This is a genomic window from Blastomonas aquatica (assembly GCF_014639875.1).
Lineage (GTDB): Bacteria > Pseudomonadota > Alphaproteobacteria > Sphingomonadales > Sphingomonadaceae > Blastomonas > Blastomonas aquatica.
In genome coordinates this window covers 228,977-255,097 of sequence record NZ_BMGD01000001.1, presented here as the reverse complement: position 1 = coordinate 255,097, position 26,121 = coordinate 228,977, and the positions used below count along the sequence as shown (strand labels likewise).

Annotated in this window: 29 protein-coding genes; 9 read left to right on the top strand and 20 right to left on the bottom strand. The window is 62.8% G+C overall.

Annotation, left to right across the window (positions count from 1 at the left end):
* Positions 1–62 precede the first annotated feature (62 nt).
* Positions 63–1,940 (top strand): hydantoinase B/oxoprolinase family protein, encoded by a 1,878-nt coding sequence (locus IEW00_RS01225; protein ID WP_188512543.1) that lies wholly within the window; start codon positions 63–65, stop codon positions 1,938–1,940.
* A gap of 12 nt (positions 1,941–1,952) precedes the next feature.
* Positions 1,953–3,164: a CaiB/BaiF CoA transferase family protein gene (locus tag IEW00_RS01220; protein ID WP_188513048.1), complete on the top strand. Its 1,212-nt coding sequence runs from the start codon at positions 1,953–1,955 to the stop codon at positions 3,162–3,164.
* Positions 3,165–3,269: 105 nt separating this feature from the next.
* Here IEW00_RS01220 and IEW00_RS01215 read toward each other — a convergent pair whose 3' ends face one another.
* A complete protein-coding gene (locus tag IEW00_RS01215; protein WP_188512542.1) occupies positions 3,270–3,902 on the bottom strand; it encodes an isochorismatase family protein in 633 nt (210 codons plus the stop codon).
* Positions 3,903–3,970: 68 nt separating this feature from the next.
* On the bottom strand, positions 3,971–5,314 hold the full coding sequence (hemN, locus tag IEW00_RS01210; RefSeq protein ID WP_188512541.1) for an oxygen-independent coproporphyrinogen III oxidase: 1,344 nt from the start codon (positions 5,312–5,314) through the stop codon (positions 3,971–3,973).
* Between the two features lie 220 nt (positions 5,315–5,534).
* Here hemN and IEW00_RS01205 point away from each other — a divergent pair, with 220 nt between their 5' ends.
* From IEW00_RS01205 to IEW00_RS01190, 4 genes are all read left to right on the top strand, one after another.
* Entirely contained in the window at positions 5,535–6,038 is a 504-nt protein-coding gene (locus tag IEW00_RS01205; protein WP_188512540.1) for a YciE/YciF ferroxidase family protein, read from the top strand.
* An 84-nt stretch (positions 6,039–6,122) separates the two neighbouring features.
* Complete coding sequence (locus IEW00_RS01200; RefSeq protein ID WP_188512539.1) at positions 6,123–6,629, top strand: DUF421 domain-containing protein; 507 nt, start codon at positions 6,123–6,125, stop codon at positions 6,627–6,629.
* Positions 6,626–7,003, top strand: a complete 378-nt coding sequence (locus IEW00_RS01195) for a YidH family protein (RefSeq protein WP_188512538.1) — start codon at positions 6,626–6,628, stop codon at positions 7,001–7,003. The genes IEW00_RS01200 and IEW00_RS01195 overlap by 4 nt, the downstream gene beginning before the upstream one ends.
* 127 nt (positions 7,004–7,130) lie before the next feature.
* Complete coding sequence (locus IEW00_RS01190; RefSeq protein WP_188512537.1) at positions 7,131–7,658, top strand: hypothetical protein; 528 nt, start codon at positions 7,131–7,133, stop codon at positions 7,656–7,658.
* A gap of 72 nt (positions 7,659–7,730) precedes the next feature.
* Here IEW00_RS01190 and IEW00_RS01185 read toward each other — a convergent pair whose 3' ends face one another.
* The 9 genes from IEW00_RS01185 to ccoN are packed head-to-tail and all read right to left on the bottom strand — an operon-like array spanning position 7,731 to position 15,760.
* Positions 7,731–7,973: a hypothetical protein gene (locus IEW00_RS01185; RefSeq protein WP_188512536.1), complete on the bottom strand. Its 243-nt coding sequence runs from the start codon at positions 7,971–7,973 to the stop codon at positions 7,731–7,733.
* Positions 7,970–8,131 carry a cbb3-type cytochrome oxidase assembly protein CcoS gene (gene ccoS / locus IEW00_RS01180; protein WP_188512535.1) on the bottom strand — a complete coding sequence of 54 codons (162 nt, stop codon included), beginning with the start codon at positions 8,129–8,131 and terminating at the stop codon, positions 7,970–7,972. The genes IEW00_RS01185 and ccoS overlap by 4 nt, the downstream gene beginning before the upstream one ends.
* Entirely contained in the window at positions 8,128–10,269 is a 2,142-nt protein-coding gene (locus tag IEW00_RS01175) for a heavy metal translocating P-type ATPase (RefSeq protein WP_188512534.1), read from the bottom strand. The genes ccoS and IEW00_RS01175 overlap by 4 nt, the downstream gene beginning before the upstream one ends.
* Entirely contained in the window at positions 10,266–10,739 is a 474-nt protein-coding gene (locus IEW00_RS01170; RefSeq protein WP_229736741.1) for a FixH family protein, read from the bottom strand. The genes IEW00_RS01175 and IEW00_RS01170 overlap by 4 nt, the downstream gene beginning before the upstream one ends.
* The gene (ccoG, locus tag IEW00_RS01165; RefSeq protein ID WP_188512533.1) at positions 10,736–12,190 is read right to left on the bottom strand and encodes a cytochrome c oxidase accessory protein CcoG; all 1,455 of its coding nucleotides are present in this window, start codon (positions 12,188–12,190) and stop codon (positions 10,736–10,738) included. The genes IEW00_RS01170 and ccoG overlap by 4 nt, the downstream gene beginning before the upstream one ends.
* Positions 12,183–13,127, bottom strand: a complete 945-nt coding sequence (gene ccoP / locus IEW00_RS01160) for a cytochrome-c oxidase, cbb3-type subunit III (RefSeq protein ID WP_188512532.1) — start codon at positions 13,125–13,127, stop codon at positions 12,183–12,185. The genes ccoG and ccoP overlap by 8 nt, the downstream gene beginning before the upstream one ends.
* On the bottom strand, positions 13,120–13,278 hold the full coding sequence (locus IEW00_RS01155; RefSeq protein WP_188512531.1) for a cbb3-type cytochrome c oxidase subunit 3: 159 nt from the start codon (positions 13,276–13,278) through the stop codon (positions 13,120–13,122). The genes ccoP and IEW00_RS01155 overlap by 8 nt, the downstream gene beginning before the upstream one ends.
* Positions 13,275–14,084, bottom strand: coding sequence for a cytochrome-c oxidase, cbb3-type subunit II (gene ccoO, locus IEW00_RS01150; protein ID WP_188512530.1), 810 nt, complete (start codon positions 14,082–14,084; stop codon positions 13,275–13,277). Before ccoO ends, IEW00_RS01155 begins: the two co-directional genes overlap by 4 nt.
* Positions 14,085–14,095: 11 nt before the next feature.
* Entirely contained in the window at positions 14,096–15,760 is a 1,665-nt protein-coding gene (gene ccoN / locus IEW00_RS01145) for a cytochrome-c oxidase, cbb3-type subunit I (protein WP_188512529.1), read from the bottom strand.
* Positions 15,761–15,933: 173 nt separating this feature from the next.
* On the opposite strand from ccoN, the gene IEW00_RS01140 reads away from it, so the two are divergent.
* Entirely contained in the window at positions 15,934–16,605 is a 672-nt protein-coding gene (locus IEW00_RS01140) for an OmpW/AlkL family protein (protein ID WP_188512528.1), read from the top strand.
* A 13-nt stretch (positions 16,606–16,618) separates the two neighbouring features.
* Here IEW00_RS01140 and IEW00_RS01135 read toward each other — a convergent pair whose 3' ends face one another.
* From IEW00_RS01135 to IEW00_RS01100, 8 genes are all read right to left on the bottom strand, one after another.
* On the bottom strand, positions 16,619–17,311 hold the full coding sequence (locus tag IEW00_RS01135; RefSeq protein WP_188512527.1) for a Crp/Fnr family transcriptional regulator: 693 nt from the start codon (positions 17,309–17,311) through the stop codon (positions 16,619–16,621).
* 56 nt (positions 17,312–17,367) lie between these two features.
* Entirely contained in the window at positions 17,368–18,669 is a 1,302-nt protein-coding gene (locus tag IEW00_RS01130) for a M20/M25/M40 family metallo-hydrolase (RefSeq protein WP_188512526.1), read from the bottom strand.
* An 88-nt stretch (positions 18,670–18,757) separates the two neighbouring features.
* Complete coding sequence (locus IEW00_RS01125; RefSeq protein WP_188512525.1) at positions 18,758–19,531, bottom strand: metallophosphoesterase family protein; 774 nt, start codon at positions 19,529–19,531, stop codon at positions 18,758–18,760.
* 143 nt (positions 19,532–19,674) lie between these two features.
* Complete coding sequence (locus tag IEW00_RS01120) at positions 19,675–20,859, bottom strand: saccharopine dehydrogenase family protein (protein ID WP_188512524.1); 1,185 nt, start codon at positions 20,857–20,859, stop codon at positions 19,675–19,677.
* Between the two features lie 43 nt (positions 20,860–20,902).
* The gene (dcd, locus tag IEW00_RS01115) at positions 20,903–21,457 is read right to left on the bottom strand and encodes a dCTP deaminase (RefSeq protein ID WP_188512523.1); all 555 of its coding nucleotides are present in this window, start codon (positions 21,455–21,457) and stop codon (positions 20,903–20,905) included.
* A 32-nt stretch (positions 21,458–21,489) separates the two neighbouring features.
* Positions 21,490–21,948, bottom strand: coding sequence for a cytidine deaminase (locus IEW00_RS01110; protein ID WP_188512522.1), 459 nt, complete (start codon positions 21,946–21,948; stop codon positions 21,490–21,492).
* A complete protein-coding gene (locus IEW00_RS01105; RefSeq protein WP_188512521.1) occupies positions 21,945–22,637 on the bottom strand; it encodes a glycoside hydrolase family 25 protein in 693 nt (230 codons plus the stop codon). Before IEW00_RS01105 ends, IEW00_RS01110 begins: the two co-directional genes overlap by 4 nt.
* 11 nt (positions 22,638–22,648) lie before the next feature.
* Positions 22,649–23,131, bottom strand: a complete 483-nt coding sequence (locus tag IEW00_RS01100; protein WP_188512520.1) for a UPF0262 family protein — start codon at positions 23,129–23,131, stop codon at positions 22,649–22,651.
* Between the two features lie 137 nt (positions 23,132–23,268).
* On the opposite strand from IEW00_RS01100, the gene IEW00_RS01095 reads away from it, so the two are divergent.
* Positions 23,269–24,846 (top strand): replicative DNA helicase, encoded by a 1,578-nt coding sequence (locus tag IEW00_RS01095; RefSeq protein ID WP_229736740.1) that lies wholly within the window; start codon positions 23,269–23,271, stop codon positions 24,844–24,846.
* Between the two features lie 11 nt (positions 24,847–24,857).
* On the top strand, positions 24,858–25,328 hold the full coding sequence (locus tag IEW00_RS17625; protein WP_308419301.1) for a type II toxin-antitoxin system HicA family toxin: 471 nt from the start codon (positions 24,858–24,860) through the stop codon (positions 25,326–25,328).
* On the opposite strand, the gene ubiG is transcribed toward IEW00_RS17625, so the two are convergent.
* Positions 25,325–26,095 carry a bifunctional 2-polyprenyl-6-hydroxyphenol methylase/3-demethylubiquinol 3-O-methyltransferase UbiG gene (gene ubiG, locus IEW00_RS01080; protein WP_188513045.1) on the bottom strand — a complete coding sequence of 257 codons (771 nt, stop codon included), beginning with the start codon at positions 26,093–26,095 and terminating at the stop codon, positions 25,325–25,327. The two genes, IEW00_RS17625 and ubiG, sit on opposite strands and share 4 nt — an antisense overlap.
* Positions 26,096–26,121 lie beyond the last annotated feature (26 nt).

Genomic DNA, 26,121 nt, shown 5'->3' with positions numbered 1-26,121 from the left:
GCTCTCGCCAAGACTTCGCAACCCTCTCCCGCAAGGGGAGAGGGGCATTTGGAGATACTCTAATGCCCGCCACGATCATCCAGACCAACGACACCCCGTTCGAGACCAAGACCATCGATCCGGTCAGCCTCGACATCATCGAAAATGCGCTGCGCAACGCGCGCATCGAGATGGACGCGACACTCGTACGCACCGCGATGAGCCCAGGCATCCGCGAGCAGGGCGATGCCTTTCCGTTGATCGCCGATCATTTGGGCCGGATGATCGTCGGGCAGTTCGGCAGCTTTATCGGCGGCTTTCTTGAGGGCTATGACGGCACGCTCGAGGACGGCGACATGATCTTCCTGTCAGATCCCTATTCGGTCGGCGGCGCGATCAGCCATTGCAACGATTGGCTGGTGCTGTTGCCGGTCTTCAAGGATGGCCGCGTGCTCGCCTATACCGCGATGTTCGGCCACCAGAGCGACATCGGCGGCAAGGTGCCCGGATCGATGCCGATCGATGCGACCAACATCTTTCAGGAAGGCGTCCGCATTCCGCCGGTGAAGATCTACAAGCAGGGCGTCTATAACGAGGATCTGGTCAAATTGGTGCTGCACCAGAGCCGCACCCCGGCGTGGTGCGCGGCGGACTTGAACGCGCTGATCGCCTCGTGCCGCGTCGCGGCGCGCCGCGTGATCGAGATGAGCGAGCGCTTCGGCGTCGACAATTATGTCTCGGCGACGCAGGAACTGCTGGCGCGCAACCACCGTGCGATGAAGATCCTGCTGTCTCAGGCGATCAGCGAAGAGCCGGTGAGCTTCGAGGATTACATCTGCGATGACGGCATGGGCTATGGCCCCTACAAGCTCAAATGCACGATGTGGCGCGATGGCGACAAGGTCATCCTCGATTTCGACGGCACCGATCCGCAAAGCCAGGCCTCGATCAACTTCCTGCTCAACGAGAACATGTTCAAGATGTTCTTCGGGATCTACATGATCATGGTCTTCGACCCGCAGATCCTGTTCAACGACGGGTTCTATGATCTGATCGAGGTACGGATTCCCGAAGGATCGCTGCTCAAGCCGCGCTATCCCGCAGCCTTGTCGGGCCGCACCCATGCGCTGGGGCGCATCTTCGACATTCTGGGCGGCCTGCTCGGCCAGAAGACGCCCGAGTTCCTGAACGCTGCTGGCTTCTCGTCCAGCCCGCATTTGTTCTATGCGGGCACCGACAAAAGGGGCGAGTGGTTCCAGCTGTTCCAGATCGGCTTTGGCGGCATTCCGGGGCGGCCGATGGGCGACGGGCCCGATGGCCACTCGCTGTGGCCGGGCTTTACCAACGTGCCCAACGAGTTTCTCGAGCGGTACTTCCCTCTGGTCATCGAACGCTATGAGACCGTGCCCGACAGCGGCGGCGCGGGGCTGCATCGCGGCGGCAACGGCATCATCATGACCTATCGCTTTCTCGAGCCGGGCGTCATCGCGATCCACGACGATCGCTGGTTCGTGCCGCCATGGGGAGTCAATGGCGGCAAGCCCGGCGCGCGTGCACGCAAGATCCTGGAGAAGGCCGATGGCACGCAGACCATCGTCGGCAACAAGGTCGAGGATCTTCCGGTCGAGGCTGGCGACATCCTGCACTTCATCACCTGGGGCGGCGGCGGCTGGGGTGACCCGCTTGAACGGGCCCCCGAACTGGTCGCCAAGGAAATCCGCCAGGGTCTGGTGACGGCAGACGGCGCGCGCAACTATGGCGTGGTGGCCAGTGCCGATGGCGTTCTCGATACAGCGGCCACCGAGGCGCTGCGCACCCAGATGCGCAGCGAGCGCAGTGATCTGCCGCTGTTCGATTATGGCCCCAGCATCGAAGAGTTGCGCGCCAATTGCCTTGCTGAAACCGGGCTTCCCGCACCGATTCAGCCGCGCTGGCACACCCAAGCGATCGCTGCAGAATAAGGAAGGCGCATGATGAACTTGGAAAACCAGGGTGCCCTGGCCGGGGTCCGTGTCATCGAACTGGGTCAGCTGATCGCGGGCCCGTTCTGCGGCCAGTTGCTGGGCGACATGGGGGCCGAAGTGATCAAGGTCGAGCCGCCCGCGGTCGATGGCAAGGGCGGCGGCGATCCGATGCGCGCTTGGGGCCATGGCGAACACAAATTGTGGTGGGAGGTCGTTGCCCGCAACAAGAAGTCGGTGAGCGCCAACCTGCGCATTCCTGCAGGGCAGGAGCTGGTGTGCAAGCTGGTCGAACATGCCGATATCCTGATCGAGAATTTTAAGCCCGGCACGATCGAGAAATGGGGGCTGGGCCCCGATGCGCTGCACGCGATCAACCCGCGGCTGATCATCGTGCGCGTCTCGGGCTATGGCCAGACCGGGCCCTATTCTAGCCGTGCGGGCTTTGGCGGCATCGGCGAGGCGATGGGCGGCTGGCGCGCGATCGTCGGCGATCCGGACCGCCCACCCAGCCGCATGGGCGTATCGATCGGCGATTCACTCGCGGCAACCTATGGCTGCATGGGCGCGCTCGCCGCGCTGCATGCGCGCGAGCGTACCGGCAAGGGCCAGGTCGTCGACAGCGCCTTGTACGAGGCTGTACTGCAGGTGATGGAAAGCCTGGTGCCCGAATATATGGTTGGCGGCCACGTCCGCCAGCGCACCGGCTCGATCCTCGAAGGCGTCGCGCCGAGCAACGTCTACCAGTGCAGCGATGGCGAGTATCTGATCGGCGCCAATCAGGATGCGGTGTTCGCGCGGCTGTGCAAGGCGATGGGGCGGCCCGAGCTGGCGACCGATCCGCGCTACGCCACCCATCTGGCGCGCGGGCAGCGGCAGACCGAGCTCGATCAGCTGATCGAGGCATGGACGCGCACATTGACCGTGGCCGAGGTCGAGGCGTTGATGATCGAACACAGCGTTCCGGCGGGCAAGATCTATGGCGCAGCGGACATGCTGAACGATGAGCACTTCAAGGCGCGCGATGCCCTGGTCGAAGTCGACAGCCCGCGCTGGGGCAAGTTTGCGATGCAAAACAGCTTCCCCAAGCTCTCGGATACGCCCGGCAGCATCCGCAGCCTTGCGCCGCAGTCCATCGGCGAGCACAATGCCGAGGTGTATGGTGAGCTGCTGGGGATGGACGAAGCGGCGATCGCCGAGCTCAAAGCGGCAGGCGCGGTTTAAATCCCGGTCACCAGCCCCAGCCGTTCTCCGGCGAAAGCCGGAGGCTAGGGCGAGGTGGCGCAACCCGACTTCTGGGCTCCGGCTTTCGCCGGAGAACAGATTTGCTCAATCTCCCAACCCTGCCAGATGCGCCAGCACCTCGGCCTCGTTCACCACGTCGGCATACTTCGCGTTCATGTCGAACAGATTGGCCTCGTGCGGCGCTGCATGCCGGTCGCCGCAGGCATCGGCAACGACGATCGGGATGAAGCCGTGGCTGCTTGTATCGACACAGGTCGCACGCACACAGCCGCTGGTCGAAAGCCCGGTGAGGATCACGCTGTCCACCCCGGCCGCGGTTAGCGTTGCGGCGAGCGAGGTGCCGAAGAACGCGCTGGGATACTGTTTCGAGATCACCAGTTCGTCCAAGCTCGGCACGAGCCCGTCGGGCCACGCGCCCATCGGCGAACCCGCTACGAAGTGTTTGAGCAACGGCGTCTTCTGCATGAACCGCCCGCCATCGACCAGGCTGGGGTGATAGACGACGTTGGTGTAGATCACTGGAATGCCAGCCGCGCGCGCCGCATTGCGGACCCGGATCGCGCTGGCCAGCGCTTCGCCGACATCGGCGAACAGATCGCATGCGGGATCGAAATAGGCCTGGACGAAATCGATCAGCAGCAACGCGGGCCGTTGGCCAAAGCCGATGCGGTTGCCGAAGACACCCGCATAATTGGACTGCGCGTCTGAAGTCGTCATGCTGCGGCTACCCCCGTTTGTGTCCACGCCTGCGCCGCGCGATTCGCGCTGCGTCCTCAAGCATAAACTCAACAGGCTGGCGCGGCCGAATGCAAGCTGGCAGGCCCGCTGTGCGGTTGAATGCTTCCGCGATACCCATCAAACTGCGCCGCGATGACGCGGGCATAAGGTTGCGCCCCTTCGGCTAGTACCAGTGTCGCATCCTCCCAGAAAAGAAGCCCGCGCCGCTCGAACTTGGTCAGTGCGGCGCGGGCAGTAGGGAGGATTTTATTGTCCAGGGTCACGCGGCCCCGGCACAATATGGCGTTGATGATGTCACCACGCTTCGCCTCCTCGGGCCCCGGGGCCACACCGCGCGTTGCGGCGAGCTGCCCTGCGGATACCAAAGTGCGATAGGGGCCGGCGTTCTTCTCGTTCTGCACGATCAGGCCGGGCAGGATGCTGATCGCGCTCGCGCCAAAGCCCAGCAAGGTCGATGCGCCATCATGGGTAAAGCCCTGGAAGTTGCGGTTGACCCGGTTCTCGCGTGCTGCCGCAGCGAGCGGATCACTGGGCAACGCGAAGTGATCGAAGCCGATTGGCACATACCCCGCCTGTGTCAGCTTCTCATACCCGAACTGGGCCTGGGCAAAACGCGCGAGGTCATCGGGGAGGTTGCTGGCGTCGATCCTTCGCTGGCGGGGGATCATTGCGGGGAGATGCGCATAGCCAAACAAGGCGATGCGGCTGGGAGCGAGGCGAATGGTCTCATCCAGTGTCGCGTTCAAATCGTGCAAGGTTTGGCCCGGAAGGCCATACATCAGGTCGAAATTGATCGCCTCTATGCCACGCATCCGCAGACCCATCATCGCCTGTTCGATCTGCTCGAGCGGCTGTACCCGGCCGATCGCCGCCTGGATGTGCGGCGCAAAGGTCTGCACCCCCAGGCTCACCCGGGTCACCTCCGACGAGGCGAGCACCAGCGCCCATTCCGAGGTGAACGTGCGCGGATCGATCTCGATCGAGATTTCGGGGCGCGAACAATCGAACACGGTCATGATCCGGTCAAGCAGGCGGACGAAGTCGACCGGGGTGATCGCGTTTGGGCTGCCGCCGCCAAATGCGATATGCTGCACACGCCCACGCCCGCCCAACCGCTTTGCCACCATGGCGATCTCGGCACGCAAGGCTGTCAGGTAATCGGTCAATCGGTGCTTGCGATTGGCAGCACCGGTGTTGCAGCCGCAATACCAGCAGATCTGGTCGCAATAGGGAATGTGGACATACAAAGAGAGCGGGGTCGCCGATGCCATGCGATCCAGAGCTTCTGCATATTCAGTCTCGCCCACTTGATCGACGAAGTCCGCTGCCGTGGGGTAGCTGGTGTACCGCGGAACGGGCCGGGCGAGCAGGTCGGGGTGATAGGTCCACATGAGGGGGTTTTATGCCGCGCATCAGACCGTCACATTGACGGAGGTCAAAAATATCAAGAACGTGCAAAATATCGAAACGATGATGCTCAACCAAAGGTGATCGTGTCCAGGTGCACAATCGTCCTAACGTAGGATAGTTTTCGCAGGTGAGCAGGAACTGCGCCATGGCGCTCTCGTAGATCCGGGATGGCGCACCTTTTGACGCCCAGGAGAACACCCGATGTCCGCACCCGAAAATCTGACCGACCTTTACACCGGCGAACTGCAGGATCTGTGGTCGGCCAACGACCAAATGGCGAAGGCGGTCAAGAAGATGACCTCAAAGGTCAGCGATTCCGATCTTAAGGACATGCTGACCAAATCGCAGGAGGGGATCGCCGCGCATACCCAGATCCTCAAAGACCTGCTCGAGGAATCCGACGAGAAGGTGAAGAAGGAACATTGCAAGGGCATGGAAGGCCTGGTCGCAGAGGCGATCAAGCACACGACCGAAGATGCGCCGGACAAGGGCCCCGTGCTCGATGCGGTGGTGATCGCGCAGTTCCAGCGGATGAGCCATTACGGCATTGCCGGGTTCGGTACAGCGGCGGCCTTCGCCGAGGCCCTTAATCTTAAAAAGGCCGTCAAGGCGCTGAACAAGGCCACCAAGGAAATCTACGGCAGCGACGAATATATGACCAAGCTGGCTGAAACCAATGTCAACATCGACGCCAAGGAAGATTGATCTTACCTGATAGATTTCCGCGACGGGTACCACTGATGCAGGTGGTGCCCGTCGTTCGGTTAAAACAGGGGCAGGACGACGCCGATGTTCTTTGACAGTTGGGACGGGATCATTCAGGTCTTGATCCTCGGCACTCTGGCCTATTGCGCCATCATCGCGATCCTGCGGATCAGCGGGAAACGCACGCTCGCCAAGATGAGCGCGTTCGATCTGGTCGTGACAGTCGCCCTGGGCTCGATATTGGCCACTATCCTGTTAAGCAAAGATGTCGCGCTGGTTGAGGGGGTCGCGGCGTTTGTGGTGTTGGTTGTCCTGCAATATGGCATCGCCACCTTGTCGGTCAGGTCCAAGACGATCGAAAAGCTTGCTAAAGCCGAGGCGCGGTATTTGCTGCGCGATGGCGTGATTGATCGCGATGCGCTGAGGAAAGAGCGGGTCACGCGCGAAGAGGTCTTGTGTGCCGTGCGCAGCAACGGCTTCGGAGATCTGAACGATATTGCTGCTGTTTTTCTGGAAACCGACGGGACGTTCAGTGTCGTCTCTCAGGAAAAAGCGGGCACCCGCACGGCCTTTCCGGATCCCCAGGCATGAGCACGGAAGATCGTACCGGGCTGGCCGAGGATCGCACTGACCTCGCCGAAGATCGCACCGTGCTGGCGCATGAGCGCAGCTTTGCGGGGTGGCTCAGGACCGGAATGGCAGCAGTGGGCATCGCGCTCGGCTTCAATGCGCTGTTTGGGGCGATGGAGCCCACCTGGGCGCCCAAGCTGATCGCGACGATGTTTCTGGTCATCGCGATCGGCATATTCATTTCGGCAGAGCGGCGTGCGTGCCGGATCATTGACAGGCTCGAAGCCCACAAAGTGGATTCGGTCGCCCCCATGCGGCTCCGGCTGCTGTCGTGGTTCCTGGCAGCGTCGACGGTAGCGCTGATTATTGCATTCTGGGCTTTTTCCGAAAGCTGATGCGCGACGAATTTCAGATGAAAACAGAAACATATGAGGTGTTTGGGCGCTTTTGCGACAGACCGAAGGAACGGTCGTCATGATGCGCCGTACGTTTCCTATCAAGACGGGAAACGAGGAGAGACCCATGAATAACGATTTTGTATCCGCAATATTTGACGACCACGGCCAGGCTGAACACGCAGTTGCGCAGTTGCGCTCGGCAGGTGTCACTGACAGCGCGATCTCGGTGATTGCGCGTGAAAACGGCAAGAACAGCACGACAGATGGCGCGGGTGAAGACAAGGCGACCGATGTGGTCGGCAAGGCTGCGCTCGGCGCGGGCGCAGGCGCGCTGCTGGGCATCGCAGCCCTGGCGATCCCCGGTGTCGGCCCGTTCGTTGCAGCAGGCGTTATTGCCGAAGCTGCGGTCGGTGGCGCAGCGATCACCGGCACCGCAATTGGCGCGGCTGCTGGCGGGATCGCCGGTCTGCTGACCAACCATGGTGTCGATAAGAATGATGCGAGCCATTACGAAGACCGGCTGAACAATGGCGGTATCTTTGTTTCGGTTGATGCGGCCGCAACCGGTCTGTCGAGCGATCAGGTGCGCGACGTTCTGTTTGGTGCAGGTGGGTACAACCCTGCACGCTCGCGCAGCGGCACGCTCGCGTAACCTTCGCGTAGCTCTAATGAGGCTTTGACGGGCTGGTCGCAAATTGCGGCCGGCCCGTCTGCTTGTCGGCATTCAGCGCGCGCAGTCGGCTCGTTTCGCTCCACTTTTCCCGCGCCGTTCGCTCATCCCGTGACAGGCCTTGGCGCAATCGTTGCCGCTGGACTTGCCTGCCGTCTGGTCGCCCTCGGGTATCACCAGCAGGCTGGTCCCGCCGTTACAATTGCTGACAGCAATCATGCGTGCATCGGCACTTGCAAGCGGTGCGTGGATCAATCCGGCAGCGACCAGCAGTGAACAGATGTGGCGCGACTTCATGGTTGATCCGCCTTGTTCTCTTCATCCTCGACAAAAATGCGCAACGCCGCGCCATCCATATCGTCGAACTGGCCACGTTTCAGCGACCAGAAGAACGCGGCAAGACCCAGCAGGCCGAGGAACAGCGCAATCGGGATGAGCACGAGCAATCCGTTCATTTCAAAGCCCTTTTCAGCCGCAGCGCGTTGCTAACCACGATCAGAGAGGATCCCGACATCGCGAGCGCGGCCACCAGCGGCGTTACCAGCCCGGCGAACGCGAGCGGTACTGCGATGACATTGTAACCGATCGCCAGCATGAAGTTCTGCCGGACGATCGCCTGCGTTCGCCGCGCCATGCGGATGGTCTGCGCAACGGGCATCAGCCGATCGCCGAGGAAGATGCAGTCCGACGCGTTCTTGCCGACATCGCTCGCGCTGCCCGGAGCCATCGAAGCGTGCCCGGCGGCAAGCGCGGGGCCATCGTTGAGCCCGTCGCCGATCATCAGAACCTTGTGTCCCGCTGCAGCATGGCGCGAGATTGCGGCGAGCTTGTCCTGCGGGCTCATACCCGTCATCGCGGTCAGCCCCAGCGTCCGCGCGACGGGCGCAACGGCAGCTGTGCGATCTCCCGAGAGGATCATCGCATCAATACCCTGCGCATCGAGCGCGGCGATGGTTGCCACGGCATCGGGACGCAGCGCATCGGCAAAGCGGACGGTGGCGACAGGATGCATGTCGATTGCCAACTCCGTCACCAGTTCCGTCCCCGCATCGCCGCTTTGCGGACGACCCAGCGTGACAGCCAACCCCTGCCACAACGCCTCGACGCCAAAGCCGGGCGTTTCGCGGATGTCGGTGACATGCGCTGCTTCTATACCCACCAGATCGCGGGTCAGTGCAGCGCTGAGCGGGTGGCGGCTGGCGCGTGCAAGCGCGAGCAGCAATGAGCGGTCCTCGGGCGCGATCTCGTGCAGGTTGCTGGCAACCGGACGGCCCAGTGTCAGGGTGCCGGTCTTGTCGATCAGCGCGCGATCGACCTCGGCCAGCCGCTCGAGCGCCGAGCCGTCCTTGATCAGCACGCCGACCTTCATCAGCGCGCCAGCTGCGACGATCTGAGCCGCGGGAACCGCGAGGCCCAAGGCGCAGGGGCAGGTGATGATCAGCACCGCGACAGCGATCAGAAGGCTCTGGTGCACGCCTGCGCCGGCGAGCATCCAGCCCACGAAGGCCAGCAGCGCGAGCGCGTGGACAGCGGGGGCATAGAGCCTGGCGGCGCGATCGGCGATACGGACATAGCGCGATTTGCCCTGCGATGCCTCGCCCATCAGCCGTGCAATATCGGCGATTGCGGTGTCGGTACCCGCAGCGGTCACCCGCACCCGGATCGGCGTTTCCAGGTTTAATGTGCCGGCATGGACGACATCGTCGAGCGCGGCCGCTTGCGGTGCGCTTTCGCCGGTCAGCAGCGACAGGTCGATCCGGCTTGCGCCTGCGATGATCACGCCATCTGCCGCCAGCCGCTCGCCTGCTGCGACCAGCATGACCATGCCTGGGTGAAGCTGCGTCGCATCGACCCAGCGGGTGGAATCATCGCTATCGATCACCATCGCGCCGGTGCCCATGTTGCGCAGCAGCGCGGTGACCCCGCCGCGTGCGCGGTCGCGCATCACGCTGTCGAGCCAGCGGCCGCACAGCAGGAAGAACAATAGCATCACTGCGCTGTCGAAATAGGCATGGGGCCCATGCGTCGCGGTTTCATAAAGGCTGAGTGCGGTTGCCAGCGTCACGCCGATGCTGATCGGCACGTCCATGTTGGTCTGGCCGTGGCGAAGCGCGCGCCAGGCCGAGCGGAAGAACGGACGGCCGGCATAAGCGATCGTCGGCAGCGCGATCATCGCCGAAAGCCAGTGGAACAGATCGCGGGTCACGCCAGTCGCGCCCGACCAGACCGACACCGACAGCAGCATGATGTTCATCATCGCAAAGCCCGAGACCGCTACCGCGCGCAGCAGCTCGCGGCTGTTTGCGGCATCGGCGTCGATCTCGCTTGCGCCCTCGCCAATCGGATGCGCCTCGAACCCCAGCGACGTGAACGCACCCAGCAGATCGGGCATCTGCGCATCGGCGGCGCACGACACGTGTACCCGCTTTTCGGTAAAGTTGACGCGCGCAGTGTGGATCCGGGAATCGCGAACCAAGCCCTGTTCAAGCTTCGAGATACATCCAGCGCAGCGGATATCGGGGACGGCAAAATCGCGTTCGATCAAGGTCGACACAGCTGCCACCTTGGGTGCGCTGCGGGTAAGCACGGTCATTGCACGTCGCTCCGGTAACGCGCCTGCTCAGCGCCGTGATGCACGACAAGGTCCAGCCTCCAGCGACCCTGCGCCAGCGGCTGCGCCGAGATCATGCCACCTTGGCCATCGCGGACCAGCCGCAGAGGAACGGCGGGAATCCGGCCTAGCGGATGGCTGAGCGTGGCGGTGGCACGGTCGATGGCAACGGCCTGGCCATTGGCGTTGATGGCCAGGCGCACATGGCGCGCGGCATCGAGGGTCAGGCTCTGCGTCCAGCCCAGCGCATCCTGCGCCTCGGCCCGCGCCAGCAGATCGTTGTACTGCTGGCTGGCAACATAGCTGTTTTCCACCACCTTGCCGCCAAAGGTCGAAAACGCGAGGCGCGCCATGGTGAAGTTGACCGCCATCACGATGGCGAAGAACCCGACCAGGATCGCGGTCATGTGCCAGCCGGTAAACGGCTTTTTTGCAGGTTGCGTGCTCATCATTGTGCCTCCGGGCGATCGAACTGGATAATGTCGCTATCGCCGCGTGGATCACCGTCGCGGCCATAGGTTGCGATGGTGAAATCCTGCCGCACCGGGCCGGTTGCGGGTGCTGCGACGAACAGGCGGACGCGTGTCACGCTGTCGGGCGAGATCGTCATCTCGACCCGCTGGCTGGCGCGGTCGCGCGACCCGGTCTCGGTCCAAAGCTGCGCGCCGGGCAGGCCGCTGACCGTGATGGCCACCGTGCGCGGACGGGCTTCCATATTGCGCAGTTTGAGCGTGTAGTTGTTGCGGATCGCACCATCGGAGAGCTGGACATAAAGTGGGCTGCGCTCATGCTGGACGGCAAGGTCGAGCCGGGTGCGCTCGCCCAGCGAGAACAGCATCGCCGCGCCGATCGCGCACCAGATCGCCAGATAGATCATCAGCCGCGGGCGCAGCAGCGTCTTGAGCACGGGGGGCGCTGTGCCCCCGGCCTTTTCCACAGCGACATCATCGAGCGCGCAATAGTCGATCAGCCCGCGCGGGCGGCCGACCTGCGCCATCACGGTATCGCACGCATCGATGCACAAGGCGCAGGTGATGCAGCCGATCTGCGGCCCTTCGCGAATGTCGATGCCGGTCGGGCAGACCGCGACGCACTGGTTGCAATCGACGCAATCGCCCAATGATCCGGGGTGGGCCAGCGCCTTCTTCAGGCTGCCACGCGGTTCGCCGCGCCAGTCCTTGTAGGTCACCAGCAGCGATTTTTCGTCCATCATTGCGGTCTGGATGCGTGGCCAGGGGCACATATAGATGCAGACCTGCTCGCGCATGAACCCGCCGAGCACGAAGGTGGTCGCGGTGAGCGCGGCGACGGTGCCATAAGCGATGAATGCGGCCTCGCCGGTCCAGAAATCGCGGGTCAGCGTTGGTGCATCGGCGAAGTACATGATCCACGCGCCGCCGGTCCAGAAGGCGATGGCGAGGTAGATCGCGTATTTTGCGGCACGCTTGGCGATTTTCCCGCCCGTCCAGGGGCCGTTGGCGAGGCGGATTTGTGCGTTGCGATCGCCGTCGATTACCCGGTCGACATGCTGGAACAGATCGGTCCAGACGGTCTGCGGGCAGGCATAGCCGCACCATGCGCGGCCGACCGCGCTGGTCACGAGGAACAGGCCGATGCCCGCCATGATCAGCAACCCTGCGACATAATAGAATTCATGCGGCCAGATTTCGATCTGGAACATGTAGAAGCGGCGGTTGGCCAGATCGATCAGCACCGCCTGGTCGGGCGCATAGGGGCCGCGGTCCCAGCGGATCCATGGCGTGCCGTAATAGATCGCCAGAGTGACCGCCATGATCAGCCATTTGAGGCGGCGGAAATTGCCATCCACCTTCTTGGGGTAGACACCCTTGCGCGCCGCGTAGAGCGGGCCATCGTGGCCCGCAAGGGTGTCTGGATTAGCCATTGCCGGGGTCCTCGTCGGGAGCTGATGCTGCCGTAGCCGGTGCTGAGAAGGGTGCAGGAGCATCCTCTCCGCCGCCCAGCGAATGGACGTAGGCGGCGAGCATGCGTATCGTCACCGCGTCGAGCTTGTCGTTCCAGCGCGGCATCACGCCATTGCGCGGATTGTAGATGGTCTTGGCGATCGCCTCGCGGCTGCCGCCATAAAGCCACACCGCATCGGTAAGCCTGGGTGCGCCCAATTCGCGGTTGCCTTCGCCGCTGGTACCGTGACAGGCGACGCAGTTGGCCTCGAACAGGACCGCACCGCGCGTGGAAGCGGCGCTGGGCTTTTCCTGGCGGCTGATCACGCGGACATGGCTGACCAGGTCGTTGATCGCGGCGGTATCCAAAATGCCGTCGCGGCCAAAGGCGGGCATCGAGCTGAGGCGTGTCTCGTCGTGATCGGGATTACGAATTCCGTGGATCAGCGTGGTCTCGATATTGCCAAGGTCGCCGCCCCACAGCCAGTCGTCATCGGTCAGGCTGGGATACAGCCCGACAACGCCCGCGCCGCCAGCGCCATGGCACTGCACGCAATGCACTTTGAAGGCTGCGCTGCCGCCCTGGATTGCCGCTTCCAGCAGCTCCGGCTTGGAGGGAAGGGCGGCGATCGGCATCGCGGCTATCGCATTGACGATCGGCGCGCGCTTGGCGGTGTGGCCGGCCATTTCCTTCTCCAGATCGGCCCGGCTGCTCCAGCCGAGGACGCCCTGGGTCGCGCTGTTGACCATCGGTATTGCGGGATAAAGCACCACATACACCGCAGCCCAGGCGATGGTGGCGTAGAGGGTCCACAGCCACCAGCGCGGCATCGGCGTGTCGAGTTCCTCGATGCCGTCCCATTCATGCCCGACCGTTCTGGTGCCGGTGGGTTCATCGATGCGTGGTTTGTCAGACATTGTCGTCTTCCTTGAAGATCATGTTGGCGGCGTCCTCATGGTGCTGCCGCGCGCCCTTGCGGAAGGGCCATGCGATGAGGCCGAGAAACACTATCGTCATGCCCAGCAGGCCCCAGCTGTCGGCAAAGTGGCGCAGTTCATCGTAGCTCATAAGTTGCCACCTTTGTTTGTGATGGACGCTGCTGCCGCTGCTGCGGCCGGCGCAGGAGCAGAGCCCTGATCCTGCGGCGCGGCCTTCTCGACATCGACCAACGTACCCAACATCTGCAGATACGCGATCAGAGCATCCATCTCGGTGACGCGGGTGGGGTCGCCGTCAAAGTCGCGCACCTGCGCCTTGGGATACCGCGCCTGCAGATCGGCAGCGCCATCTGCGTTCGGATCGGCCTGCGCCTTGATGTCCGCATTGGCAGCGGCGATGTCGGCCTTGGTATACGGCACTCCGACGCGCGACAGTGCGGTCAGGTCATTGGCCATGTCGCCAGCCTTCAGCTCCTTTTCGGCGAGGAAGGCATAAGGCGGCATGATCGATTCGCCGACGACGCTGCGTGGATCGGCAAGGTGCGCGCGGTGCCATTCATCCGAATACCGACCTCCGACACGCGCCAGATCGGGTCCGGTGCGCTTGGATCCCCATTGGAAGGGGTGGTCGTACATGCTCTCTGCAGCCAGGCTGTAATGGCCATAGCGTTCGACCTCGTCGCGGAACGGACGGATCATCTGGCTGTGGCAGGCATAGCAGCCTTCGCGCATGTAGATGTTGCGGCCCGACAGCTCGAGCGGGGTGTAGGGGCGCATGCCGTCCACCTTCTCGATGGTGTTGTCGATCCAGAACAGGGGCGCGATCTCGACGATGCCGCCGATGGCGACCACGATCAGAGCGCCCAGGCTGAGCAGGGTGACGTTGCGCTCAATCTTCTTGTGGCTGAAGCGCGATTCGGCTTTGGGTTCGGCCATGTGTCGGCTCCTTATTCGGCGGGCACGGCGGTGCCGACCAGCGGGCGGTCAGCAGCGGGATTGTACGGCGTTTCGGTCATCGGCTTTTCCTCACGGACGCGGCCTGCGATCGTGGCCCATACATTGACGATCATGATCACGAAGCCGGCGAGATACATCAGGCCTCCAGCAGCGCGGATCAGGTACATCGGGTGCATGGCTGCGACCGTTTCGACGAAGCTGTAGACGAGGTAGCCATCGGCTCCGTATTCGCGCCACATCAGACCCTGCATGATGCCGGCGACCCACATCGAGGAGGCGTAGAAAACGATGCCGATCGTTGCGAGCCAGAAGTGCCAGTTGACCATGCGCAGGCTGTAGAGGCGCGGGCGGCTCCACAGGCGGGGCACCAGATAGTAGACGCAGGCAAAGGTGATCATGCCGTTCCAGCCCAGCGCGCCGGAGTGGACGTGGCCCACGGTCCAGTCGGTGTAATGCGACAGGCTGTTGACCCATTTGATCGACATCATCGGGCCTTCGAAGGTGCTCATGCCGTAGAAGGCAAGCGCCATCACCATCATGCGGATGATCGGATCGGTGCGGATCTTGTCCCATGCGCCGTTCAGCGTCATCAGGCCGTTGATCATTCCGCCCCAGCTCGGCATCCACAGCATGATCGAGAAGACCATGCCCAAGGTCTGCGCCCAGTCGGGCAGCGCGGTGTAGTGAAGGTGGTGCGGGCCTGCCCAGATATACAGGAAGATCAGCGACCAGAAGTGGATGATCGACAGGCGATATGAATAGACCGGGCGTTCGGCCTGCTTGGGGACGAAGTAGTACATCATCGCCAGGAAGCCTGCGGTCAGGAAGAAGCCGACCGCGTTATGGCCGTACCACCACTGGGTCAGTGCATCCTGCACGCCGGCAAACGCCGAGTAGCTCTTCGATCCGAAGATCGATGCGGGCATCGAGAGGTTGTTGACCACGTGGAGCATGGCCACGGTGATGATGAAGGCGAGATAGAACCAGTTGGCGACATAGATATGCGGTTCCTTGCGGCGAACGATCGTGCCCACGAACACCGCGAGGTAGCACAGCCAAACGACCGTCAGCCACAGGTCGACATACCATTCGGGTTCGGCATATTCCTTGGCTTCGGTAACGCCCATCAGATAGCCGGTGGCGGCGAGCACGATGAACAGCTGATAGCCCCAGAACACGAAGCGGGCCATTTTGGGGAAGGCGAGCCGCGCACGGCAGGTGCGCTGGACGACATAGAAGCTGGTGGCAATCAGCGCGTTGCCGCCAAAGGCGAAGATCACCGCCGAAGTGTGCAGCGGCCGCAACCGCCCGAAGGTGGTATATTCGAAATTGAGGTTGAGCGCGGGGAAGGCGAGCTGCGAGGCGATGTATACCCCCGCGACCATGCCAGCCAGACCCCAGAACAAGGTGGCGATGACACCCCAGCGGATGATGTCGTCATCATACTCGCCCATGTCCGCCGGAGCCTTGAGAATGCCGCGGGCATAGCCTGCGTAATCCGCACGGGTCATGGTGAACCACATCACCAGCAGACATGCGATCATCACGATCGTCATGTGTACCGCAAACGGCCAATCGACGGCAAATACCGCCATTGTCAAAGCCAGCAGCGCCAGCCCCAGCCAGCCGCCGGTTTTCAAAACCAAACCATCCATAACGCATATCCTCGTATCGCGAACGGCCCCCGCCTCGCGCTTCTACCGGGCTGCTGATGCGCCAGCGTCACTCACAAAACATTGATCCTGATCAACGAATGATTTGCGCGCGATCAATGCACCGGCCCGCCCCCGGGGGCAGGGATGCTCGCACTCAAGGAGGAGTGATCAACATGAAAACCAAGATTATCCCGCTGGCGGCAATGGCCGTTGCCCTCGCTATTCCCGGCCAGGCCATGGCGCAGGCGGGCGAGGTACATTTCAAGGTTCTGGGGACGCTGGTAGCACCCGATGGCAAGATAAAGGACGTCAAGCTGGACCTCATTGGATTGCCTGCCGGGACGCAGACCAAAGCCAATGACAACTTCGTCCCGACGGTTGCGATCGAATATTTCTTCGCTGATTCCGTATCGGTGGAAACGATTGCCGGGGTCACCCAGCATGATGTCGATGGCCGCGGTGCGCTGGCGGGGGCTGGACTTGTTTCCAATGCCAAGATCGTGCCTGCCACGGTCACGCTGAAGTACCACTTCGGCAAGGCTGGCGGTATCCGCCCCTATATCGGCGCGGGCCCCAGCTATTTCATCTTCATCGATGAAAAGCCCGGTGCCACGGCACGGGCGCTCGGTGCGACGTCACAAAAGATCAATGATACCGTCGGTGCCGCGCTGCAGGCCGGGGTCGATATTCCGGTCAACGACAAGGGGATGTTCGTCTCGGTCGATGCGAAGCGCTATTTCATGCGGCCGCTCGCCAGCTGGCGCGCCAATGGCGTCGAAGTGCTCCGCACCCGGCACCAGCTCGACCCGTGGGTCGTCAGCGCCGGTATCGGCTTCCGCTTCTAAAACGCGAAGGCGCCTAGCCTGCCAGTTCTACCATTGCGGCGCGATTTCGGATCACGATCTCGCGCCGTGATGGCAGGGCGAGCACGCCGTCGCTCTTCATCCGGGTGAGCTGACGGCTGGTCGTCTCGATCGTCAGGCCCAGAATATCGGCAATTTGCTGACGTCCGAACGGAAGCTCATAGCCGTTCAAAGAGCCATCAGCATTGCAGCCCTGACCCGACAGCCGGTCGGCCATCTCCAGCAAAAACGAGGCGACCTTTTCCGTCGCCGACTTGCGGCCGAGCAGCATCATCCAGTGCCGCGCACGATCAAGCTCGTCGAGCGTGCGGCGCAGCAATTTCTGTTGCAGATCGGGATGCTCGCCGGCGAAATCGTCAAAGCTGTTGCGGTTAAAGATGCACACTTCGGCATCGGTCATCGCGGTGACGCTGTAGGGGCTTTCCTTGCCGAACGGGCGACCGATAAAGTCCGAAGGGAAGACCACCCCGACGATCTGCTCGCGCCCGTCGGATGCGGACACCACCAGCTTGAGCACGCCTTCGAGCACATTGGCAACGACCGGGGCGTCGTCCCCCTCCCACAGCAGCGTATGCCCGGCCTTCACCCGTTGGCGGCGACCCATCTTGCCCAGCACCGTCAGTTCGTCGTTCGTCAGGCTGGCGCAGATTGCGCGGTTGCGGACTATGCAGGATGAGCAATCATTCATACGGTCTCCCTACAGCGTCCCGGTCTCCATGAACAGGGTGGTGCGTCCGGGCGAAATCACCGGGGTGGCAGCCCGGCGAAGGTGATCACGCTTTCCGCGCCGTTCTCCGAAATCGCCGCCACTCCCGCGAAGTGGTCGTCAACGATCACGCCCGGCAAGGTCAGCTTGGTATCGGTGGTTTCCTGCGACTTTTCCCAGTCGCGCGCATCTGCCCTGCGCCAATAGACCTTGTAGCGCGCGGCACCTGGAACTTCGGCCCAGGTGACCTGCGTGTCCGATGTCAGCGCCCCGCCCAGCATCGCACTGGCCGGCGCCGCAGGCGCAGTGGCCAGTTCGCGAATCACCGCGACATTGAGCGCGGTGACCCGCGCCAGATAGGAGAAATCCATCTCGTCGATCGTATCACCGAACTTGCGGTCCCCTTCGGTGCGGATATCCTGGTGCTGGTGGTCGTAGTTTTCGACCCCCACGGTGAAGCGGATCGCGGGATAGCCCAGTTCCAACGCTGGCAGATGGTCGCCACCGCGTGAGAACCGGTCAGGCCTGCGGACGCCGAAGACCTCGAGACCAATGTCGCTCTGCGCCTTGCCGACGCGCTGTGCCGCCCGCATCAGCGCGCGTGACGGGCCGTCGTCTTCGCCGCCGCTGCCACGCCGCGCCATCGCTTCGGTCATCGATTCGGATGCGCGGATGCCTTCGGAAAACACCCGCACCCGGTCGGTCACCTTTCTGCCATCCTGGCCTTCGGTGTTGCCGACGATGTCATTGTTGAGCAGCGCGCGCACCTGCCAACCGCGCGCGCGGGCGGTTTCGGCGATCATCCGTCCGCCCCACAGGCCCTGCTCCTCGCCCGAAAGCACCGCATAGATGATGGTTGGAGCGTACTTCTGCTTGCTCAGGACGCGCGCGGCTTCGAGCACTAGCGCCACCCCCGATGCGTCGTCATTCGCACCCGGCGCGTCAGTGGTGAAATCGGCGACATTCGATACGCGGCTGTCGATGTGTGCGGAGATGATGATGATGTCGTCGGGGTTGCCGGTGCCCTGCTGGACCCCCAGCACATTGACGACGTTGACGCCATTGGGCGCACGCGGTCCGGTGAAGCGCCGGTCGATCTGTTCGACAGTGACGCACCCGCCGCACGCCTTGCCGATCCGTGCGAACTCGGATGCCGCCCAGCGCCGGGCTGCGCCAATGCCGCGCGTGGGATGGTCGGGCGAAGACAGCGTGTGCCGGGTGCCGAAGCTGACCAGCTTTTCCACATCGGCGCGTAACCGGCCTGCGTCGGTCTCGACCTCGGCATGGGCAGGGATGGAGAACAGGGCGAAGGCTGCGACCAGCGTGGCGAATTTTTGCATCGGCGCAAGCTGGCGCAACTTATCGGCCAGTGCAAGCGGTGATGTATACGATTATCGCATCATGTTCAGCCGGCCTCGCCCGGCCTCATCACCGGCCGGTCTTGAGATACCAGCGGTTGCCGCCTTCGAGCCCCAGCGCGGTGAGCATTCCGCTCATATACGCGCCGGTGTCGATGCCGATGCGGTTGGAGCATTCCTCGACATCATCGGTGATGGTGTGGCCATGGACGATCAATTTGTCGTGCGGAGCCTCATCCATGATGAAATCCTCGCGGATCCAGCGCAGATCCTTGGGCCGCTGCTCGTCGATCGGCACGCCGGGGCGGACACCGGCATGGACGAAGGCATAGTCGCCCATCACGATCCGGTCCTTGAAACCGGAAACGAATTCGACATGCCTGGAGGTCAGAAGCGCCGGCATCCGTGCGGCCAGCTCCTCGATGCTCAGTTCGTTATAGTCCTGGGGCGTGATGTCATAGCTCAGGATCGTCTCGCGCCCGCCGATCTTGCAGAAGAAGCGCACCAATTTCTCGTCACCCGATGCCGCGCCCAGGTACACTTCCTCATGGTTGCCCATTAGGAAATGGACGTTGTCGCCCAGCGTCTGCGACAGTTCGATGGCGCGGTCGATCACACCTGCGCTGTCGGGGCCGCGGTCCATCAGATCGCCCAGAAAGACGATATGGGTATCGGCAGAACCGCGCGCGTGGTCGTCTTGGGCAATCTGGTCGAGCAGCTGGTCGAGCAGGTCGCGTCGACCGTGGATATCACCAATGGCATAGACACGCCGACCCTCGGGCAGCGTGGCGGTGTCGATGGGGGCAGCCGGTCTTGGCTTCCTGCGCAGCAAGGCCTTCAGCATGTCGCGTTCGATTCTTCTATCTGTGTCGTGCGGTGCCCCAAGCCGCAGCTATATGCGCCTATTGACGCAAAGTGCAACCTGCAGTTGTTCGCAGGTGCAGCAATCGCCTGAAATCCTCCCGTCGAGCGGGAGGATGTCCATCTTCATTCCGCAGCAAAGCTGAGGCCCGCCCTGGCGACCAGGCGCTTGACCAGATGCTCGCCCAGCACCGCGCCGGGGGTGGTGATTCCACCCGCGCCCTCGGGCACGTCCTGCACCAGGCACAAGGCGCTTTCGGCGATCATCTTGGAGGTTGACCCATAGCCCGGGTCCTTGTCGCCCTTGACGCCATATTTTTGCATTTCGCCATCGGGCATCTCGGCAATGAACAGCACGTCGTAGAAGCCGTTCTCGCGTTCTTCCTTGCTCGGGCCTTCGCCGGGCTTGGGTCCGCCTTCACCGCCCATCATGTCGGTGGTCGCCAGATGCTTGGCGATTGCCTCGCCCTTTTCGCCGGGGCCGGTCAGCATCATCTCGTCATAGACGAAATCCTGGCCATAGGCATGGCCGAGCAGCGCGTTGGTGCGGTGGACGTTCTTGGTGTTGATCGGTGCCATGATGAACGGCGCGGCCCAGCTGCCGAGCGCATCGTCATGCTCAGGCTTGTTGCCCTTGGGCTGGGCAGGGCCCTCGAAGCCGTTCGCCAGGCTGAACGGGTTGACCAGATAGCCCAGAACCGCCGGGTCCTTGGCAGCCGCGGCCATCGTCGCCTTAAGCGAGGCGGCGGTGCCGCCCGAGAAGGTGCCCTGCATCGCCCGGACCCGGCCTTTGATGCGCGGCGCGGGCTTGCCGAAGCGGGCGACGCATTCCTTCTGCAGCATCAGCACGCCCAGATCGAACGGGATCGAATCGAAGCCGGTCGAGAATACGATCCGTGCGCCGCTCGCCTTGGCTGCCGCGTCGTACTTGTCGATCATCTGGCGCATCCAGGCGGGCTCGCCGCACAGGTCGACATAATTGGTGCCGTGTTCGGCGCAGGCAGCGACCAGAGGCTCGCCATAAAGCTGGTAGGGGCCGACCGTGGTGAGCACGACCCTGGTGCGCTTGGCCATATCCGCGATGGTCTCGGGCTCGTCGGCATCCGCGACGATCACCGGCGTATCGGCGGGCAGGCCCATCTCGGCAAGCACAGCGGTCATCTTCTCCGCCGAGCGCGCCGCGACCGCCCATTTGGGTGCATCGTCACCCTGTCCATAAGCGGTTTGCAGATATTCGGCGACCAGCCGTCCGGTAAAGCCGCTGGCACCATAGACGATTACATCGAATTCACGGTTTTCTCTGGCTGACATCGGCTCTCTCCTGATTTTTTTGTGATTGTCGGCGGATTGTGGGTCAAAGCTTGGGAAGTGTCACGCCGCGCTGGCCCATATATTTGCCCGCACGGTCGGCATAGCTCGTTTCGCACGGCTCGTTGCCCTTGAGGAACAGGAACTGGCATGCGCCTTCATTGGCATAGATCTTGGCGGGCAACGGGGTGGTGTTGCTGAACTCCAGCGTCACATGCCCCTCCCAGCCGGGCTCGAGCGGGGTGACGTTGACGATGATCCCACAGCGCGCATAGGTCGATTTGCCCAGGCAGATCACCAGCACGTCGCGTGGCACGCGGAAATACTCGACCGTACGCGCCAGCGCGAAGCTGTTGGGCGGAATGATGCAGACATCGGTCTTGCGGTCGACAAAACTGTTGGGATCGAACTGCTTGGGGTCGACCACCGAGGAATTGACGTTGGTGAAGATTTTGAACTCGTCCGCCACCCGGGCGTCATAGCCATAGGACGATAGGCCATAGGAAATGCAGCCGTCGCGCCGCTGGGCCTCGACGAACGGCTCGATCATGCCGTTTTCCTGCGCCTGGGTGCGGATCCATTTGTCGGAAAGGATGGACATGGCTGGTTCTGCTCCTGCCGAAAAAGGGAAATTCAGGCCAGATTGGCCGGACCGAAGGCGGCTGGCAAGAGCACCGAAAGCCGGTGTTCGATCCAGCCGGTGGCATGGCCCGAATAGACGATGGGATCGGTGCCGCCCAGTTGCGCCAGTTCATTCATCACCTGGCGGCAGCGACCGCAGGGGGTAACGGGGGCGGCGGTCGGTGATAGCGCGCCGTCTTCACCCAGCGGCCCACCCATGATCGCGACCTCGATCAGCCCGGTGCGGCGGCCCTGCAAGTTGGCGGCAATCGCCGCGCTGGTTTCCGCGCAGATCGCCAGGCCATAGCTCGCATTCTCGAAATTGCTGCCGGTCACCACCGTGCCATCATCGAAACGGAACGCCGCCCCGACATGAAATCCCGAATAAGGCGCATAGGCCGTCAGGGCTGCTGCACGCGCGGCCTCCAGCAGCTCGCGGGTCTGATCGCCGGTCGTCTGGTCATCGCTCATGGTCGCACCACATTCCATCGCACGCCTTGAGGCGCGCCGTTTATCCGGTAAAAGTCGCTCGATTGCCACATCACCCAGCGTTTGGCGGCATAATCGGGCGGTACAAAATCGCCGATCAGCCAGACGGTGCGGGCCAGACCGTCGCTGACCTGATAGGCGCTTTCGAACTCGGGCGTAATCCGCAGCAGCGCAGGTTTGCCGCTGTGGTTTTCGATCTGGTTGAGGAAGGTGTTGAGCTCACCCAGCAGCATCGACCGGTCGGGGCGTGCCTTGCAGGCCTCGTCGATGTCGAGGCTTACCACCGGAGGCAGCATCGCGGGGTCGCGTGGCACGGTGGTGATGAACAATTCGGCCTGCTGGGCCTCGCCTGCGCACAGGCTGAACTCGTGCACCGCGCCCACCCGCATCGCGGTGGCGCGTGCGGCCTTGATGTTGACGGCAAACCGCGCGTCGCGGGCCGAGCCCCCGGCGCTAGCGCGGATATAGGCAAAGTCAGCCCCCATCGCCGCCAGTGTCGGCCAGGCCAGGTCGCCATCGACGGCGCTGACATAAAGCCCTTGGACCGGATATTCCTCGCGCGAAGGAGCCCAGCTCGTAATTCCGGCCCAGATCAATCCACCCAGCACCGCCATCAGTAGCGCGAGCAGGCCAAAGCCGATGGTCCAGCGTTTCAGGGTGGAGGTGCGCATGGCTGGAGTAATCAGCCCTTGATGTGGAGCACGCAGATCAGCGTGAACAGCCGCCGTGCGGTGGGAAAATCGATCTCGATCTTTTCCTGCAGCCGTTCGACCAGCAGCTCGGCTGCCTCGTTATGGACGCCGCGCCGGGCCATGTCGATCGTTTCGATCTCCTGTGCTGTGGCCTTGCGGATCGCCTGGTAATAGCTGTCACAGATCGCGAAATATTCGCGGATCGGGCGGCGGAAGCGACCCAGCCCCAGCACCAGCGTTTCCAGATGGGTGCTGTCTTCGCGTGCGATCGTGATCGCCAACCGTCCCTCATAAACCGCAAGGCTCAACCGGAAGGGCCCCGCATAGCCATCAGGATAGTCTTTCAGCGGCTTGAAGAAATTGTCCTCGATCAAGTCGAAAATGGCGATGCGCCGTTCCTGCTCTATATCCGCGTTGCGCCACAAGATGGTCTGCTCGTCGAGCTCGACATGGATGATGCGCGGATTGGACATAGAAGCTCAGTCTTTCGCCTATGCACCGGGGCTGGGCAAGCGGAAAAACCGGGGCGGCGGGCTGTCCCCGGCCTTGTCCACACGATTATTGGTGCCAGTGCCTTGCGCGCCACAGCGGCAGCGGCGAATATGGCCGGATGCCTGAAGACACCCTGATCCATCCCGCCGCATCGCTCTCGGCGATACCGTCTGCCCTGCCGCCGCAGATCGCAGCTCCATCTGCGCGCGATACCTCCGATGCCAGGCTGCCACGCAACATCGAGGCCGAGGCTGCGTTCCTGGGTGCGCTGCTGATCGATAACCGCATTGCCGAAGAGGTTGGCGCACGGCTGAAGGCAGAGCATTTCTTCGAGAGCGTTCACCAGCGTCTTTACGCGCAGATCATGCGACTGATCGACAAGAACGTGACCGTGACCCCGGTGACGTTGAAGCCGTTCTTTGAAAGCGATGCGGGCCTGTCCGAGCTGGGCGGCATGCGGTATCTGGCGCGGCTGACCGGCGATGCCGGCGGCCTGATCGGCGCGCGTGATTTCGCCGAGCAGATCTACAACCTGGCGCTGCTGCGCGAGTTGATCCAGGTCGGACGCACCTTGGTCGACAAGGCGATGGACACCAGCGAAGCGGTAGACCCGATGGCGCAGATCGAGCTTGCTGAAGCCGCATTGTACAACGTCTCCCAGGGTGAGGGCGAGAGCGGCGGGGCGGTGCATTTCAACGTCGCGATCGGCGCCGCACTCGGCATGGTTGAAAAGGCGCTGAACAGCGGCGGGCATGTTTCGGGGGTGACCACCGGCCTGACCGACCTCAACGCCAAGATCGGCGGTCTGCACCCGTCGGATCTGCTGATCCTCGCGGCGCGGCCCGGCATGGGCAAGACCTCGCTCGCCACCAACATCGCCTTCAACGCTGCAGCGCGCTGGCGGCTCGACAAGGCAGCGGGGATCGAGGACGACAAGAATGTCGGCGCCAAGACCGCGTTCTTCAGCCTCGAAATGTCGTCCGACCAGCTGGCGACGCGTATTCTGGCCGAACAGTCGCGGATAAGCTCGGAAAAGCTGCGCATGGGCCAGATCGCGCGCAACGAGTTCCAGCGGCTGGTCACCGCATCGCAGGAGCTTGAAGACCTGCCTTTGTACATCGATGATACGCCCGGTCTGACGATCGCGGCGCTGCGCGCCCGCGCGCGGCGGTTGAAGCGCAAGCACGACATCGGCTTTATCGTCGTCGACTATCTCCAGCTGCTGCAGGGCACGGGCCGCAACGAGGGGCGCGTCAACGAGATTTCCGAGATCAGCCGCGGTCTCAAGACGCTCGCCAAGGAACTGCAGGTGCCGGTGATGGCGCTGTCGCAGCTCAGCCGTGCGGTGGAAAGCCGCGAGGACAAGCGCCCGCAGCTGTCGGATCTGCGCGAATCCGGATCGATCGAGCAGGACGCCGATATCGTGTTGTTCATCTATCGAGAGGAATATTACCGCCTGATGGTCAAGCCCGACGGCCCGATCATGGACCCCAAGACCGCGGCGGACGAAGAGATCAACCAGAAGTATCAGGAGTGGGAGGACAAGTTCAGCCCCACCGCGAACAAGGCGACCGTGATCGTCGCCAAACAGCGCCACGGCTCCACCGGCAACGTCCAGCTGCGCTTCGAGGCGGAAATCACCAAGTTCAGTGACTTGGCCCGGGAAGACTATATGCCGGGGATGTCGGACGAGTAGGGGAGGGCCCATTGACCCGGATCGGCAAGCTGCAAGAAAAAATGCTGCGGGGCGGTCCGTTAACCTTTGCCGAGTTCGAACGATTGCTCGCGGCCTATGGCTTCGTGCTTGACCGGGTCAGAGGAAGTCATCACATCTTCAAGCATTATGGATCGCATCAATGCCCAGCCGGACGGCAAGTCCGCCAAGCCCTATCAAGTCCGCCAGTTTATCGATATAATCGAAGCGAACGGACTTTCGCTGGAAGACAAGGCATGATCCCGCATTATCACATAAATTTGTTCTGGTCTGTCGAAGACGGATGCTGGATCGCCGACGTGCCCGACCTCAAGCACTGCAGCGCCCATGGTCCCACGCCTGAAGTTGCGGCTGCCGATGTCGCGATTGCGATCGGGGCGTTTGTAGAAAGCCTTGAGGCTGACGGTTTTCCTGTCCCTGAGCCCCGCTACCGCCCAGTATATCACGGCGTGCGTGCTGCCTAACCCCGCACCACCGTCATCAGGTAATTGAGCGCCAGACTGTCGCTCAGGTGCAGACCTTGGAGCGGGTCCCAGGCGATGCCACGGGTGTCGATCACATGCAGACCGGCTGCTTGCAAATGCGCGGTCAGTTCTTCGGGCGTCAGGAACTTGTCCCAGTCGTGGGTGCCGCGGGGCACCTGTCCCAGTCGTTCGGCGGCCTCGACCAGCATGATCCACGACATCGTCGTGCGGTTGGGAGTAGACAGCACCATCAGCCCGCCGGGCGCCAGCGCGCGTTCCAGCGCGGCGATGAACGTTGCCGGATCGGTAACATGCTCGATCACCTCCATCGAGGTGACGAGGTCGAAACTCTCGCCCTCCAGCGTCTCGATGTCCCTGTGGCGATAATCGATGTACAGCCCCATGGCGGCGGCATGATCGGCAGCGGCGGTGATGTTTTCAGCGGCGGCGTCCAGCCCGGTGACCTCTGCCCCCAGCCGTGCGAGCGGTTCGGTCAGCAGACCCGCGCCGCAGCCGACATCGATCGCGCGTTTGCCCGCCAGCGGCTTGCGCGCAGCGCCTGCGTCTGGCCAATGATGATCGATCGCATCGCGGATATAGGCCAGTCGCACCGGGTTCAGCCGGTGCAGCATCGCCGATTCGCCCTTGGGATCCCACCACTCCGCCGCCAGCTTGCCGAAATGCGCGGCCTCTTTGGGGTCGATCGTTCCGTTACGCGTTTCGTTCGTGACGCTACTGTCTGCAGTAGTTCCGGTGCTTGCGTTCATCATGGGGCCTCTCTATGGCAGCGCCC